This window comes from Lysobacter enzymogenes (assembly GCF_017355525.1).
Taxonomy (GTDB): Bacteria; Pseudomonadota; Gammaproteobacteria; order Xanthomonadales; family Xanthomonadaceae; genus Lysobacter; species Lysobacter enzymogenes_C.
Genome location: NZ_CP067395.1, coordinates 4,074,170 through 4,087,293, shown reverse-complemented (window position 1 = coordinate 4,087,293; position 13,124 = coordinate 4,074,170). Strand labels below are relative to the sequence as shown.

Here is a 13,124-nt window from a genome sequence, read left to right as displayed (position 1 = left end):
ATGGCCGCGCGCGCGCCCATCGCCATCGTCGGCATGGCCTGCCGGTTTCCGCGCGCCGACGGCGTGGAAGCGTTCTGGGACAACCTCGTCCACGGCCGCAGCGGCCTCGGCGCGGTGCCGGCCGAACGCTGGGACGCGGCCGCGTTTCTCGGCGACGCGCCGGGCCAGCCGGGCCGCACCTATTGCGCGCAGGCCGGCATCGACGACGGCGGCGACCGCTACGACGCGGCGTTCTTCCGCATCGACGCCGAAGAAGCGCAGCGCATGGATCCGCAGCAGGGCATGGCGCTGGAACTGGCCTGGCACGCCTGCGAAGACGCCGGGCTGGCGCCGGACCGCCTGGTCGGCCAGCCGGTCGGCGTGTTCCTCGGCCTGAGCACGCGCGATTTCGACCGCCGCTGGGCCGGGCAGTGGGCGCACATCGACATGCGCACCAGCACCGGCGCCAGCGCCGCGGTCGCGGCCAACCGCATCTCGTACCTGTTCGGCCTGACCGGGCCGAGCCTGACGGTCGACGCGGCCTGCGCTTCGTCGCTGGCCTCGCTGCACCTGGCCTGCCGCGCGCTCGACGACGAGGAATGCGAGCTGGCCCTGGCCGGCGGCGTGCAGCTGATCCTGTCGCCGGCCAACATGATCGCCTTCGCCCAGGCCGGCGCGCTGGCCCGCGACGGCCGCTGCAAGCCGTTCGCCGCCGACGCCGACGGTTATGTCTGCGGCGAAGGCGGCGGCATGCTGCTGCTCAAGCGCTTGGACCGCGCGCTCGCCGACGGCGACCGCATCCGCGCGGTGGTGCTCGGCAGCGCGACCAACCACAACGGCCGCAGCAACGGCCTGTCGGCGCCGTACCGGCCGGCGCAGCAGCAGGTGATGCGCGCGGCGCTGCAACGCGCCGGGGTCGAGGCGGCCAGCGTCGAGTACATCGAGGCGCATGCGGTCGGCACCCTGCTCGGCGATGCGATCGAGATGCAGGCGATCCGCGAGGTCTACGACCGCGAGCGCGATCCGCTAAGGCCGTGCCGGGTCGGTTCGGTCAAATCCAACATCGGCCATCTGGAAGCCAGCGCCGGCATCGCCGGCGCGATCAAGACCGCGTTGATCCTGGAACGCGGCGAAGTGCCGGCGAGCCTGCACGCGCAGACGCCGAGCCAGCTGCTGCGATTGAGCCAGGGCGGCCTGGAATTGTGTTCCCAGCACCAAACCTGGAGCGGCGACCGCGGCCCGCGCCGCGCCGCGGTCAGCGCGTTCGGCTTCGGCGGCGGCAACGCGCATGCGGTGCTGGAACAGGCGCCGCCGCAGCGCGCGCAGCCCGATGCCGAAGCGCAGGGGCCGTGGCCGCTGGCGGTCAGCGCCGCCGATGCGCAGGCGCTGGAACGCCTGTGCGCGGCGTATGCCGACTTCGCCGACACCTTGCGCGCGCGCGGCGAGCCGCTGGCGCGGCTGCGCGACCTGTGCGCCGGGATGTTCGTGCAGCGCCGGCTGTTCCCGCTGCGGCGGGTGTGGGTGGTCGGCGACTGGGACGAGGCGATCGCCGCGCTGCGCAGCGGCGCCGCGCCGGCCGCCGGCGAAGGCGAGCTGCGCCTGGCGCTGTTCCCCAACGACGGCGCCGAGCAGGCGCCGTGGCCGCCGCTGCAACGCGCGCTGCAACCGCTGCCGGCGCCGCTGCACGGCCCGCTGCGGCCGATCGCTTTGCTGGCCAAGCTGGGCCTGCCGCGGCTGGCGGTCGACGGCGCCTGCGAGGATCTGCGCGCGGCCTCGGTGTACGCCGCCAGCCTCGGCATCGCGGTGACCGCGTACGGCGAGGAATCGCCGCGGCCGCACGTGCCGGTGCTGGTCGCGCGCGACGGCGACGCGTTGGCGCCGCCGCAGGCGACGCCGGCGCGGCGCCTGGCCGAACTGTGCGCGGCGCTGCTGCGGCGCGGCTATCCGCTGCGCTGGCCGGAGCTGGCGACGCTGCTGCAAGGCCGGCGCATCGAGCTGCCGCTGTATCCGTTCCAACGCCGCCGTCATTACGACGTGCCTCCGCTCGAGGCCGCGCCCGGCCCCGCCCGCGCCGCTGCGGCGCCGACCGACGCGACGGCTGCGGCCGACGTCGACACCTTGGCTGCGCTGTCATGACCGCTCCCGACCAGGAAGAAATCGCGCGCTGGCTCAGCGCGCGCGTGGCCCGCGCCAGCGGTGTCGAGCCGGCGCAGATCGACCGCGAGCGCGCGTTCACCGACTACGCCTTCGACTCGGTGGTGGCGGTGTCGATCGCTACCGAATTGTCCGGCTGGCTGCGGCGCGAATTGCCGATCACCGTGTTCTGGGATTGCCCGTCGATCGCCCAGCTGTCGGCGGCGCTCGGCGGCGGCGAGGCGGCGCCATGAACCCGGCCGCGGCCCGAGCATGAACGCCCCGGCCTGGTTCACCGGCACCGGCGCGCAGCCCGGCGCGCGCCTGGAACTGATCTGCTTCGGCTCGGCCGGCAGCGGCGGCGGCGCGTTTTTGGGCTGGAACCGGATCGCGCCGGCATGGCTGCGGATCGTCGGCGTGCAACTGCCGGGCCGCGAGTTCCGCCATCGCGAAGCGCCGTGGACCGACCTGCAGGACTTGGCCGCGACGATCGCCGCCGCGTGCGCGCAGCGCCCCGGGCCGTACGCGTTCTTCGGCCACAGCTTCGGCGCGCTGCTGGCCTACCTGACCGCATGCGAGCTGCAAGACACCGGCGCGCGCGCGCCGCTGCGGCTGTGCGTGGCCGGCCGGCCCGCGCCGCAACTGCCGCTGGACTACCCCGACGTCGACGGCCTGCGCGACGAAGAATTCCTCGCCCTGCTGCACCGCTTCGACGGCACCGACCCGCAGGTGCTCGCCGACGCCGCCGCGCTGGCCGCCTACCTGCCGGCGATCCGCGCCGACCTGCGCCTCAACGCCGGCTACCTGCACCGCGCGCGCGCGCCGCTGGCGCTGCCGATCGCGGCGATGCGCGGCCGCGACGACCCGGCCTGCACCGCCGAGGAATTGGCCGCCTGGAGCGCGCTGAGCCGCGCGCCGACCCGCGTGCACGAATGGGACGGCGAGCATTTCTTTTTCAAGCCCGATCCGCGACCGCTGCTGGCGGCGCTCGCGGCCCTGCTCGCTGCGCCGGCGCCGTCGCGCGCCGGCCATCCGATCGAATCGCCCGAGGAGGAAGGAACCGCATGAACGCCTTGAATCTGGCCGCCGAGCTGGTGTTCGCCAAGCGCGCCCTGGACAAGCCCTGCTACCTCGGTCCCGGCTACCGCCTCGATTACCGCGAGCTCGACCGCGCCGTGCGGCGCCAGGCCGCGGCGATGATCCGCGACTCGGTGACCGCCGGCGACCGGGTCGTGATCGCGCTCGACGACGGCCCCAACCTCGCGGTGCTGTTCTTCGCCGCACTGGCGATCGGCGCGCTGCCGGCGGTGGTCAACTCGCGCCTGGACCGCGAATCGCTGCGCACCATCCTGGAAGACGCCAAGCCGGCGCTGCTGTACGCCCAGGTCGGCGAAGCGGTGACCGTGGCGCAGGCGCTCGGCGGGCTGTCGCCGGCGCCGAACGCGCGCCTGCTCGAAACCATGTGGTTCCGCGACACGGTGCTGGCCGCGCGCGACGACGACGACCGCTGGGACGCGACCGTGGCGGTGCCGGCCGACGCGCCGGCGCTGATCCAATACACCTCCGGCACCACCGGCAAGCCCAAGGGCGTGATGCACAGCGGCGCCGGCGTGCTGGCCTGCTGCGCCGACCTGTGCGCGCAGCTGCGCCTGGGCCAGGACGACGTGCTGTATTCGGTGCCGAAGATGTTCTTCGGCTACGGCATGGGCAACAGCCTGTTCTTCCCGCTGTACCTCGGCGCCAGCGCGGTGCTCGACCCGGCCTGGCCGACCGCCGAGAGCGTGCTCGGCAACCTGCGCGAGTTCGCCCCGACCGTGTTGTTCGCGGTGCCGACGCTGTACCGCATGCTGCTCGAAGGCGGCCTGCGCGGCGAGGACTGCAAGCTGCGCCTGGCGTTCTCGGCCGGCGCGCCGCTGCCGGAAGCCACCGCCGCGCGCTGGCGCCTGCGCTTCGGTTTTGACCTGCACGACGGCATCGGCGCGACCGAGCTGTGTCACGTGTTCGCGACCACCTACCCCGACGCGCTGCGCCCCGGCAGCCTCGGCCGCATGCTGCCGAGCTGCAAGGCGCGCATCGTCGACGAACACGGCCGCGACGTCGGCCCCGGCCAGATCGGCGTGCTGCTGGTGCGCTCGCCGGCGGTCGCGGCCGGCTATTGGCGGCGGCGCCACGAAGGCGCCTCGCGCTTCGTCGACGGCTGGTACCGCACCGGCGACCTGTTCGCGCGCGACGACGAGCAATACCTGTACTTCCACGGCCGCGAGGACGACCGCTTCAAGGTGTTCGGGCGCTGGGTGGTGCCGATCCAGGTCGAACTGCTGATCGGCACGCACCTGCCGGAACTGGGCATCTGCTTCGTGGTGCCGGCGCGCGACGCCAGCGGCGAAGACCGGCCGGTGCTGTGCGTGCACGGCCAGCCCGGCGCCGAACAGATCGAACGCGTGCAGGCGCTGATGGAACTGCGGGTGGAAAGCCACATGCGCCCGGTACGGGTGCTGCAGCTCGACGAGCTGCCGCTGACCGCGAACGGCAAGCCCAACCGCCGCGCGATCGCCCAGTTCGCCAGCCGCGCGCTGCAACCGCAGGCGCTGGAGGACGTGAGCCTGTGCTGAGCCGCGCCCGCCCCCGCAGGAGCCGCCGCCATGACTAGCCTGGTCTTCGCCGGGCTCGGCGCCTGCCTGCCCGACACCGTGGTCGCCAACCGCGACCTGCTCGGCCGCATCAACACCAGCGAGGCATTCATCCTCGAACGCACCGGCGTGCGCGAGCGCCGCCACGTCGGCGCGGCGCAGGCGGCCAGCGACCTGATGGTGCCGGCCGCGCGCGCGGCGCTGGACGCGGCCGGGCTGGGCCCGCACGACATCGACTTCCTGCTGGTCAACACGCTGTCGCCGAACCACCACGATCCTTCGCAGGCCTGCCTGATCCAGCCGATGCTCGGCCTGGGCCCGATCCCGGCGCTCGACATCCGCGCCCAATGCAGCGGCTTCTTGTACGGCCTGCAACTGGCGCGCGGCCTGATCGGCGGCGGCTGCCGGCGGGTGCTGCTGATCTGCGGCGAAGTGCTGTCCAAGCGCATGGACTGCTCCGACCGCGGCCGCAACCTCGCGATCCTGCTCGGCGACGGCGCCGGCGCGGCGGTGATCGAGGCCGGCGGCGACGGCGCCGGCAGCGGCCTGATCGATCTGGAACTCGGCGCCGACGGCCGCTACTTCGACCTGCTGATGACCCACTCGCCCGGCAGCGCCGACGCGCGCTTCGCCAGCGCCGAAGCCGCCGGCGACGGCCGCGGCGATTTCCTGATGCGCGGCAAGCCGATGTTCGAACACGCCAGCGACACCCTGGCGACGATCGCGACGCGGCTGCTGCGCCGCCACGGCCTGAGCGTCGACGAAGTCGACCACATCGTCTGCCACCAGCCCAACCTGCGCATCCTCGACGAAGTGCGCCGGCGCCTGGGCTGCGAGGAATCGCGCTTCGCGGTCAGCGTCGACCGCCTCGGCAACATGGCCTCGGCCTCGCTGCCGGTGACCCTGGCCCAGCGCATGCCGCAGGTGCGGCCCGGGCAAACCGTGCTGCTGCTGGCGTACGGCTCCGGCGCCACCTGGGGCGCGGCGCTGTACCGGCAACCGGCGTTCGCCGCGGCGCGCGCCGCCTCCACCACCGCCACTTTGGAAGCCCTCGCATGAAGATCCTCGGCGCCAGCCGTTACCTGCCCGCCGGCGCGCATTCGCCGGCCAGCGCGCGCGAACGCGCCGCGCCGGACCGTTCGGTGATGGCGATCGACTACGCCCTGGTCTCGATCCGCGCAGCGCTGGCGCAGGCGCGCTGCGAAGCGGCCGAGATCGAACTGATCGTCAGCCTGTCGCTGTCGCCGAGCCGCCTGGCCGACGATCCGGATTTCTCCTATCCGCGTCTGAGCCATCCGATCCAGCGCGAACTCGGCATGGACCGCGCGGTGGTGTTCGACCTGATGGACGCCGACTGGGCGCTGGCGCTGGATCTGGCGCAGAGCTTCAGCCGCGAACTGGGCTATCGCCGCGCCCTGGTCACCCGCGCCGAATGCCTCGCCGAAACCATCGGCGCCAACGCCCAGGCGCTGGCCGACGGCTCGGCGGCGATCGTGCTCGGGTTCGACGGCGACGACGCGCCGGCGTTCTTCGCCCATCACGACATCGACCACGCGCCGCTGGCGGCGCTGCACGCGCTGGACTCGGCGACGATGGTCGCGACCGGCTGCCACGCGCTGGCGCAGGGCGCGTTCGACGGCGAGCGCGGCGCGCGGGTCGATCCGCAGCTGCTGCGCGCGCCGTTGCAGGCGCTGCGCGCGCAGCTGCCGGATACGCGCCGCGGCGCCGCGCGGCATTGGCTGTACGAAAGCTGGTTCGGCGAAGCCGGCGGCGAAGAAGCCGGCGCGCCGACCGCGCCGATGTTCGAACTGCCGGCGCGCCTGCACGAACTGTTGCGCGAACGCGCGCAGACGCCGGACGCGCCGCGCGCGGCGCTGGCCGCGTTTTCGCTCGATCCGTTCAAGCCGCGCGTGGGCTGCTTCGCCCTGGAACTCTGAGACCCCGGAGAGATCACATGAAACCCACCGTCGCCATCCGCAGCCTGACCTGCGCGCTGCCGTCCAAGGCCCTGCCCAACGGCGGCCCGGCCTTCGCCGAGCTGCGCGACGTGCCCGAGGCCTGGTACGAGTTCTGGGGCATCTATTCGCGCCAGGCCTTCGACCGCGCGCGCGGCGAATCGGAAACCTGGCTGGCCGGCGAGGTCAGCGCGCGCGCGGTGCGCGCGGCCGGCATCGAGCCCGGCCAGCTCGACATGATCCTGGCCAACATCACCTCGCCGTTCGTGACCCGCGACGGCAGCGACGCCAGCCGCCGCTTCGCGCCGCGCCTGTCGGGCCTGTTGCGCGAACACCTTGGCGCGGGCCGCGCGCTGAACTTCGACATCGAAGCCGAATGCGCCAGCTTCCTGTTCCAGATGCAGATGGCGGCCAACTACATCCGCCAGGGCCGCGCCCGCCACGTGCTGGTGTGTTCGGCCGAATGGTTCTCCTCGCTGCTGGACTACACCTGCAAGTCCTCGATCAACTTCGGCGACGGCGCCGCGGCCGCGGTGCTCAGCGCCGGCGACGCGGATTCGCCGTACGACCTGCTCGATTCGGTTTATCGCAGCGACGGCGAGCACTACGGGCTGGCCACGGCCAAGTGGCGCCACTCGCGCAAGCTCGAAGCCGCCGGCGCGCAGGCGCGCAGCGAGGCGCCGCAGGATTACCGCGCGTATTTCACCCTCAAGAGCCAGACCAAGGACGAGATCGCGCGGTTCATGCCCGAGACCATCCCCGGCATCGCCCAGCGCCTGCTCGACCAGAACGGCCTGCGCGGCGAGGACGTCGACGCGGTGGTGTTCCACCAGCCTGCGCAAACCCTGGTCGACGGCTGGGCCGCGACCCTGGGCGTGCCGCGCGAGCGCTACGTGGTCAAGCTCGCCGACTGCGCCTGTCTGGCGTCGGTGTCGGTGCCGATCGCGATGCACGAATCGCTGCGGCGCGGGGTCATCCAACCCGGCCACCGCGTGCTGATCGCCGGCGCCGGCGCGGGCTGGAGCTTCGGCGCGCAGCTGTGGCGGGTCGGCGCGATCGCCACCGGCGACGAGCCTTTGATCGAAGCGCCGCGCGCCGTTCCCGCATCCCACCCCAGCGCCGCCGAAGCCTGAGCGCTGGCTTTCCGCTGAGTTCCCTTCCACCGATCCTGCCAACGGACCCGCCATGCACGCGAACGCCCTCGCCGCTCAGCAAGCCGACCCCGCCGATCACGCCGACCCTGGCGCCGACCACGCCGGCCTCAGCGCGCGGCTGGCGCGCTACATCGACTCCCACGGCGACGATGCCTGCCAGGTGCTCGGCTTGCCCGCCGGTACGCCGATCGGCATCGCGGTGGACGCCGGCGACGCCGACATCGCGCTCGAACGCGGCGAACGCGCCGCGACTTTGCGCCTGTCGGCGGAACAGGCCGACCGCGTGCTCGCTTACGGCCGCAGCTTCGGTTGGGCCAACGGCGTGGTGGTGGTGCCGACCTTGGCCACGCTGGTCGCGGCCGGCGCGTTCGACGGCCTCGCCGTCGGCGAGGAACGCGCGATGCTCGAGTTCGCGCGCAGCCGCAAGGCCGATCCGGAACCCAACCTCGGCACCTTGTGGGGCGCGTTCAACCTGGTCGCTTTGCAAGGCTGGCTGCGCATCGACGGCGCCGACCGCGGCATGCGCTACCGCCTCACCGAGACCGGCGCCTGCGCGGTCGACTGGGTGCGCCGCCACGCCGACACCTTCGCCCGCGCCGCCGCGGCCTGCGACTGGCTGCAACACGCGCATGCGCTGTGCCATCGCCAACGCGACGATAACGACGCGGTCGCCGCGTACGCCGCCCTGGTCGAACTCAGCGACGGCGAATGGGGCCTGGCCGCGGCCAGCGGCCGGGTCGCACGGCGGACCCGCGCGCAGTTGCTGACCGCGCTCGACGGCCTGCTCGCCGGGCCGACCTGGGTCGCGCTCGACATGGCGGTGCTGGAACGCCGCGACGGCAAGCTCGAACGGATCGCGCCGTCGGTGCTGGAAGCCTTCGCCGACGGCAACGCCTGGACCGCGCGCGAACGCGGCTGGCCGCAGGCCGATCCCGCGTTCCTGCGCGCGGCGTGGGCGCTGATGCAGCGGCTGGGCCAGATCGAGGACGACGGCAGCGGCCGCATCCGCCTCAGCGCCGAAGGCCGCCGCAACCGCCCGATCGCCGCGCCGTACGCCGGCCTGCCGGCGTCGTACCTGCGTTCGTACGCGCGTTTGCAGGACTTGCTGTTCGGCGATCCCGATCCGCTCGGCGTCGGCCAGGACCAGCACATCGACCGGGTCATGAACGTGTACGCGTCCAGCGGCGCCGGTTCGGGCCCGGCGACGCGCGAGATCAACGAGAAGATCGTGCGCCGCCTGTTCGACGACACCCCGCTGGAGCAACAGCCCGCCGGCATCGCCGACATGGGCTGCGGCGACGCGATCGCGCTCAAGCGCCTGGCCGAATACGTGATCGCCCACACCCGCCGCGGCCAGCACCTGCAGCAGTTCCCGCTGCTGGTGGTCGGCGCCGACTACAACGAGGCCGCGCGCACCCGCGCGCGCGCCACGCTGTCGGCGTTCGACGACCACCCGCATGTGCACGCGCGCGTGGTCCACGCCGACATCTCCAAGCCGGCGCGCTACGACGACGAACTCGCGCTCAGCGGCCTGCGCGTGCGCGAGAACGGCCACGACCGCCCGGCCGGGCTGCGCGATTTCCTGCACACCTTCATGTTCCTGGTCCACAACCGCCGCCTGGCCGTGCGCAGCGAGGCCGACGCCGACGCGGTGTTGCTCGCGCACCTGCGCTCAGCCGACCGCGGCCGCCTGCGCGCGGTGCTGGAACGCTATGTCGAAGACGCGCCGGCGGTCGACGAGCACGCCGAACTGCCGTTCGCGCTGGACCAGCTCAAGGCCTTGTTCCAGGTCGCGTTCGGCGACGAGCACGGCCTGGTGCCGGGCTTCGTCGCCGCGGCCGATCTGGTCGACTTCATGGGCCGCTGGAAGCCGTACATCCGCCACGGCTTCCTCGCCGTGGAAGGCCACAGCCCGAAGGCGCGCAACCTGCTGGAGGAGGTGCCCGAGGACGAAGAAGCGTGGATGCGCAAGGAAAAGCTGCCGCACTCGCTCAACTGGGGCATGCACTTCGTCTCGCGCCAGTTCATGATGCCGTTCGACGAGTTCATGCTGGCGATGAGCCTGGCCGGCTTCGGCCCGCGCGACGAGATCTACGGCGGCATCCATCCGCGCGGCATTCCGGCGATCGACCGGCTGGCGCGCTATCGCTTCTTCAGCATCGCCGACTACGTGCACCAGCACGGCGGCGCGCCGGCCTGAGGCGCGTCGGTCCGCATGCCGCGGCGGCGCTCAGCCTCCGCGGTCGAGCCAGAATTCCAGGCCCTGCGCGTTGACTTCGACCTCGTCGGCGAGCATCGCCCGCGCGGTCGCTTCGCTCATCGGCGTGCCGTGCGCGAGCAGGCGTTCGACGTAGTAATCGGCCAACGCCGCGCACAGGCGCGCGTGGCGCGCATCGCGGTCGCCGGTTTCCGCCTGGGCGCGGCGCGCGAACGCCACCATCGCATCGATCTGCTCGATCATGTCGGCGGCCAAACGCTCGACTTCGTCGACGCGGCCGTAATGGGTGAGGTAGGCCGCACGCGGCTTGCGTTGCAGCAAGCGGCGGATCGAGTCCTTCAGCGGTTCGGGCTCGAATTGGCTCGGCGAGGTGGTCGGCAGCACGAACGCGCCGCGCGCGGAATCGAAATCGCGGTACGACAGGCCCAGCGTATCGCCGGTGAACCAGGCGCCGCTGCGTTCGTCCCAGATGCAGTGATGGTGGCGCGCGTGGCCGGGCGTGTCGACGAACTGCAAGGCGCGCCCGGCCAGTTGCAGGGTGTCGCCGTCCTCGACCACGCGCACGCGTTCGGCCGGCACCGGCACGATCTCGCCGTAGTCGCGCGCCATCGCTTCGGCGCCCCAGACCGCGGTGGCGCCGGCGATCAGCTTGGACGGATCGATCATGTGCGGCGCGCCGCGCGGGTGCACCGCCATGCGCGCGTTCGGCAGCGCGCGCATCAGCGCGCCGGCGCCGCCGGCGTGGTCGAGGTGCACGTGGGTCAGGATCAGCCAGTCCACGTCGTGCGGCGCCAGCGCGTTGTCCTGCAGCGCGGCGAGCAGGTTCGGCACGCTGTAGGTGGTGCCGCAATCGACGAAGGCGCCGCGGCCGTTTTCGACGATCAGGTGCGAGGCGTCGAAGCCCGGGCGCTGGAAGCCGGTGTCGACGGTGGCGATGCCGGCGCGATCGACGGCGGCGGCGGATGCGGCTTCGGCAACTACGCTCATGGCGGGCGCTCGCGGGGCTGGAGCGCAGTGTATCGTCGCGTCCGCGGCGGCTTTGCGCGCGTTCGCACAGTTGCGGCGGCGGCGCGGCGGTTGCGGCCGCGCGTGCATGTTCGCGCGGTCGGGCGCGCGCCGCGGACAGCGGCGGCGCGCGCGTGGCCGACTTCAGCCGCAGTCGACGCCGGTCACGACATTGGAAGCGTCGACGCGCACGTTGAGCCGGTCGTCGCGCTGATCGCTGGAGAAGGTGTTGTCCGGCGCGACCACACGCCACAGGCCCGCACCGCTTTGCTGGAACAGCTTGCGCCCGGCGGCTTCGTCGAGCGGCTTGCCGACCGCCCAGCCCAATGCGCTGGCGTCGCAGCGGCCGCGGCCGGTCTGGTCGGGGCGCGTCGGCGGCGGCGAACACGCGGCGGCGAGCAGCGCCAGCGCGCACGCGGCCGGCAGCGACAGGCGGCGCAACGGGAAGCTCTTGCGATCTGCGTTCATCGGGGGATCTCGGCGGAGGACGTTCGCATCGTCCGCCGAACGCCGCGGCTTGTCGACTGTCGCGCGCGTCGCGGCGGTCGCGCAGGAACATGAACGTCGTCGACGAAAACGCCCCGTCCGTGCGGACGGGGCGTCGCGTTCGCGCCGGTTGCGATCAGGGAATGATGCAGCCGCACTGGCGATAGCAATGCGCGTAGGTCACGTCTTCGTAGCAGCGGTCGCCGCCGCCGTTGGCCAGGCAGCGGTTGATGGCGCCGGTCTGGCAGGTGTCGAAGCAGCGCGCATTGCAGGCGGCGAACGCGGACGAAGCGAAGGTCAGGCCGAACGCGAACGCACACACGGCCAGCAGCTTGTTGGTACGGGTCATGATCTCTCTCCTTAGAGGCCCAGGACCGGGCCCGCGCAGGCTAGCACCGGTGTTGCGGCGCAAAAGCCCGCGGACTTCAACCTGCGTCGCAAATCCATCGTGCGTTCGCCGCGATACGCGTGCCGCACGCAACGCATCGATGCGACACGGCCGCGACGCCGATGTTTTTTTGTCGTTCATCGCGTTTCGCATTCGCGCATGCGTCGTTGCGCTGTCAGTTCTGCCAGTCGTTCGCGCGCTGCGCGCGCCGTCGCTTGTGTTCGTCGTCGTACGCGGACGATCATGGCGGCGGCGGCCGCGCGGATCCTGCGGCCCGTTCTTTCGCCGGCAGGGAGCCGCCACGGCCTTGCGAACGTTTCCGCACGCGCTGCGATGCGCGGCGTCCGCGCGCGTGCGCTCGCGGAGGTTTGCCCGCACGCATCCGCCGCCATCGCGCGCGCGATCCGCACGGCCGGGACCGCACCGCTCCCACCGCATTACGACGCCACCACCGAGGACGATCGCCATGTCGAAAGGATCCAGCCCGCTCGCCGCCGCAGCCTTGTGCCTGCTCGGCCTGTCCGCGTTCGCGCACGATGCCGCCGCCGCCCAATGGGTCGAAACCGGCCGCACCGCGTACTACAAGACCAGCTTCTTCGGCAGTTACGACGAACACACCTGCAATGCCGGCGGCCCGACCCTGCCGGGCTACTCCGCGAGCTGCGCGAACGATGCGGCCAGCGGCTGGACGGCGAATTTCGACGCCGCCAACGGGCTCGCCAACGACGTGCTGATGACCTGCAACCACAACCCGTTCCAGGCCGGCTCGGCCTGCGACGGCTCGGCTTACGCGATCGACGGGCAGGCCGTGGCCGGCGGTCTGCCGGCGGCGTGCGGCAACGTCGGCGCGCGCGCGGTCGCCAGCTGGACCCGCGTGGAGACCGTCGTGATCCAGTTCGAAGAACTGGATATGGACACCCTCTGGCAGGCGCGCGAGTACGTCTGCCAGTAAGCCGGCCTTCGCCGTTGTGCGCCGTCGCCGCGAACCGCGGCGGCGGCGCTTGGCCAGGATCTTCGCTGCCTGGGCTTGCTTGTCCAAAGCCGGCTGGCCCGGAGCCGGCGTAGCAACGACCGCGCCGCACGCGGCCTGCGCGCGAGCCCCTGAACGCGGCGCCCCAGTCGTCGCCGGCCCGGCCGTTCCGACGCCGCGCCTGTGCACCGCCCCACGGGCCACAA

Annotated in this window: 12 protein-coding genes; 9 read left to right on the top strand and 3 right to left on the bottom strand. The window is 72.6% G+C overall.

From position 1 onward, the window contains the following. Genes JHW38_RS17235 through JHW38_RS17200 form a run of 8 tightly spaced genes read left to right on the top strand, consistent with a single transcriptional unit; the run spans nt 1 to nt 10,051 of the window. Entirely contained in the window at nt 1-2,115 is a 2,115-nt protein-coding gene (locus JHW38_RS17235; RefSeq protein WP_207522553.1) for a beta-ketoacyl synthase N-terminal-like domain-containing protein, read from the top strand. Continuing rightward, nucleotides 2,112-2,366 (top strand): acyl carrier protein, encoded by a 255-nt coding sequence (locus JHW38_RS17230; protein WP_207522552.1) that lies wholly within the window; start codon nt 2,112-2,114, stop codon nt 2,364-2,366. Before JHW38_RS17235 ends, JHW38_RS17230 begins: the two co-directional genes overlap by 4 nt. A 19-nt stretch (nt 2,367-2,385) precedes the next feature. Next, nucleotides 2,386-3,180: a thioesterase II family protein gene (locus JHW38_RS17225; RefSeq protein ID WP_207522551.1), complete on the top strand. Its 795-nt coding sequence runs from the start codon at nt 2,386-2,388 to the stop codon at nt 3,178-3,180. Further along, a complete protein-coding gene (locus tag JHW38_RS17220; RefSeq protein WP_207522550.1) occupies nt 3,177-4,724 on the top strand; it encodes an AMP-binding protein in 1,548 nt (515 codons plus the stop codon). Before JHW38_RS17225 ends, JHW38_RS17220 begins: the two co-directional genes overlap by 4 nt. Before the next feature lie 30 nt (nt 4,725-4,754). Next, nucleotides 4,755-5,801, top strand: a complete 1,047-nt coding sequence (locus JHW38_RS17215) for a beta-ketoacyl-ACP synthase 3 (RefSeq protein WP_207522549.1) — start codon at nt 4,755-4,757, stop codon at nt 5,799-5,801. After that, nucleotides 5,798-6,679, top strand: coding sequence for a hypothetical protein (locus tag JHW38_RS17210; RefSeq protein WP_207522548.1), 882 nt, complete (start codon nt 5,798-5,800; stop codon nt 6,677-6,679). Before JHW38_RS17215 ends, JHW38_RS17210 begins: the two co-directional genes overlap by 4 nt. Before the next feature lie 17 nt (nt 6,680-6,696). Further along, nucleotides 6,697-7,830: a 3-oxoacyl-ACP synthase III family protein gene (locus JHW38_RS17205; RefSeq protein WP_207522547.1), complete on the top strand. Its 1,134-nt coding sequence runs from the start codon at nt 6,697-6,699 to the stop codon at nt 7,828-7,830. A gap of 52 nt (nt 7,831-7,882) precedes the next feature. Next, nucleotides 7,883-10,051, top strand: a complete 2,169-nt coding sequence (locus tag JHW38_RS17200; protein WP_207522546.1) for a hypothetical protein — start codon at nt 7,883-7,885, stop codon at nt 10,049-10,051. Nucleotides 10,052-10,081: 30 nt separating this feature from the next. On the opposite strand, the gene JHW38_RS17195 is transcribed toward JHW38_RS17200, so the two are convergent. From JHW38_RS17195 to JHW38_RS17185, 3 genes are all read right to left on the bottom strand, one after another. After that, entirely contained in the window at nt 10,082-11,056 is a 975-nt protein-coding gene (locus tag JHW38_RS17195; protein WP_207522545.1) for an MBL fold metallo-hydrolase, read from the bottom strand. Between the two features lie 162 nt (nt 11,057-11,218). Continuing rightward, nucleotides 11,219-11,542, bottom strand: coding sequence for an I78 family peptidase inhibitor (locus JHW38_RS17190; RefSeq protein ID WP_207522544.1), 324 nt, complete (start codon nt 11,540-11,542; stop codon nt 11,219-11,221). 154 nt (nt 11,543-11,696) lie between these two features. Beyond that, complete coding sequence (locus tag JHW38_RS17185; RefSeq protein WP_207522543.1) at nt 11,697-11,909, bottom strand: hypothetical protein; 213 nt, start codon at nt 11,907-11,909, stop codon at nt 11,697-11,699. A 505-nt stretch (nt 11,910-12,414) separates the two neighbouring features. On the opposite strand from JHW38_RS17185, the gene JHW38_RS17180 reads away from it, so the two are divergent. Beyond that, a complete protein-coding gene (locus JHW38_RS17180; protein WP_207522542.1) occupies nt 12,415-12,900 on the top strand; it encodes a hypothetical protein in 486 nt (161 codons plus the stop codon). The last annotated feature ends 224 nt before the right edge of the window (nt 12,901-13,124 follow it).

Coding starts and splice junctions, on each gene's coding strand:
- JHW38_RS17235 (WP_207522553.1), top strand. CDS start 1: ATGGCCGCGCGCGCGCCCATCGCCATCGTCGGCATGGCCTGCCGGTTT.
- JHW38_RS17230 (WP_207522552.1), top strand. CDS start 2,112: ATGACCGCTCCCGACCAGGAAGAAATCGCGCGCTGGCTCAGCGCGCGC.
- JHW38_RS17225 (WP_207522551.1), top strand. CDS start 2,386: ATGAACGCCCCGGCCTGGTTCACCGGCACCGGCGCGCAGCCCGGCGCG.
- JHW38_RS17220 (WP_207522550.1), top strand. CDS start 3,177: ATGAACGCCTTGAATCTGGCCGCCGAGCTGGTGTTCGCCAAGCGCGCC.
- JHW38_RS17215 (WP_207522549.1), top strand. CDS start 4,755: ATGACTAGCCTGGTCTTCGCCGGGCTCGGCGCCTGCCTGCCCGACACC.
- JHW38_RS17210 (WP_207522548.1), top strand. CDS start 5,798: ATGAAGATCCTCGGCGCCAGCCGTTACCTGCCCGCCGGCGCGCATTCG.
- JHW38_RS17205 (WP_207522547.1), top strand. CDS start 6,697: ATGAAACCCACCGTCGCCATCCGCAGCCTGACCTGCGCGCTGCCGTCC.
- JHW38_RS17200 (WP_207522546.1), top strand. CDS start 7,883: ATGCACGCGAACGCCCTCGCCGCTCAGCAAGCCGACCCCGCCGATCAC.
- JHW38_RS17195 (WP_207522545.1), bottom strand. CDS start 11,056: ATGAGCGTAGTTGCCGAAGCCGCATCCGCCGCCGCCGTCGATCGCGCC.
- JHW38_RS17190 (WP_207522544.1), bottom strand. CDS start 11,542: ATGAACGCAGATCGCAAGAGCTTCCCGTTGCGCCGCCTGTCGCTGCCG.
- JHW38_RS17185 (WP_207522543.1), bottom strand. CDS start 11,909: ATGACCCGTACCAACAAGCTGCTGGCCGTGTGTGCGTTCGCGTTCGGC.
- JHW38_RS17180 (WP_207522542.1), top strand. CDS start 12,415: ATGTCGAAAGGATCCAGCCCGCTCGCCGCCGCAGCCTTGTGCCTGCTC.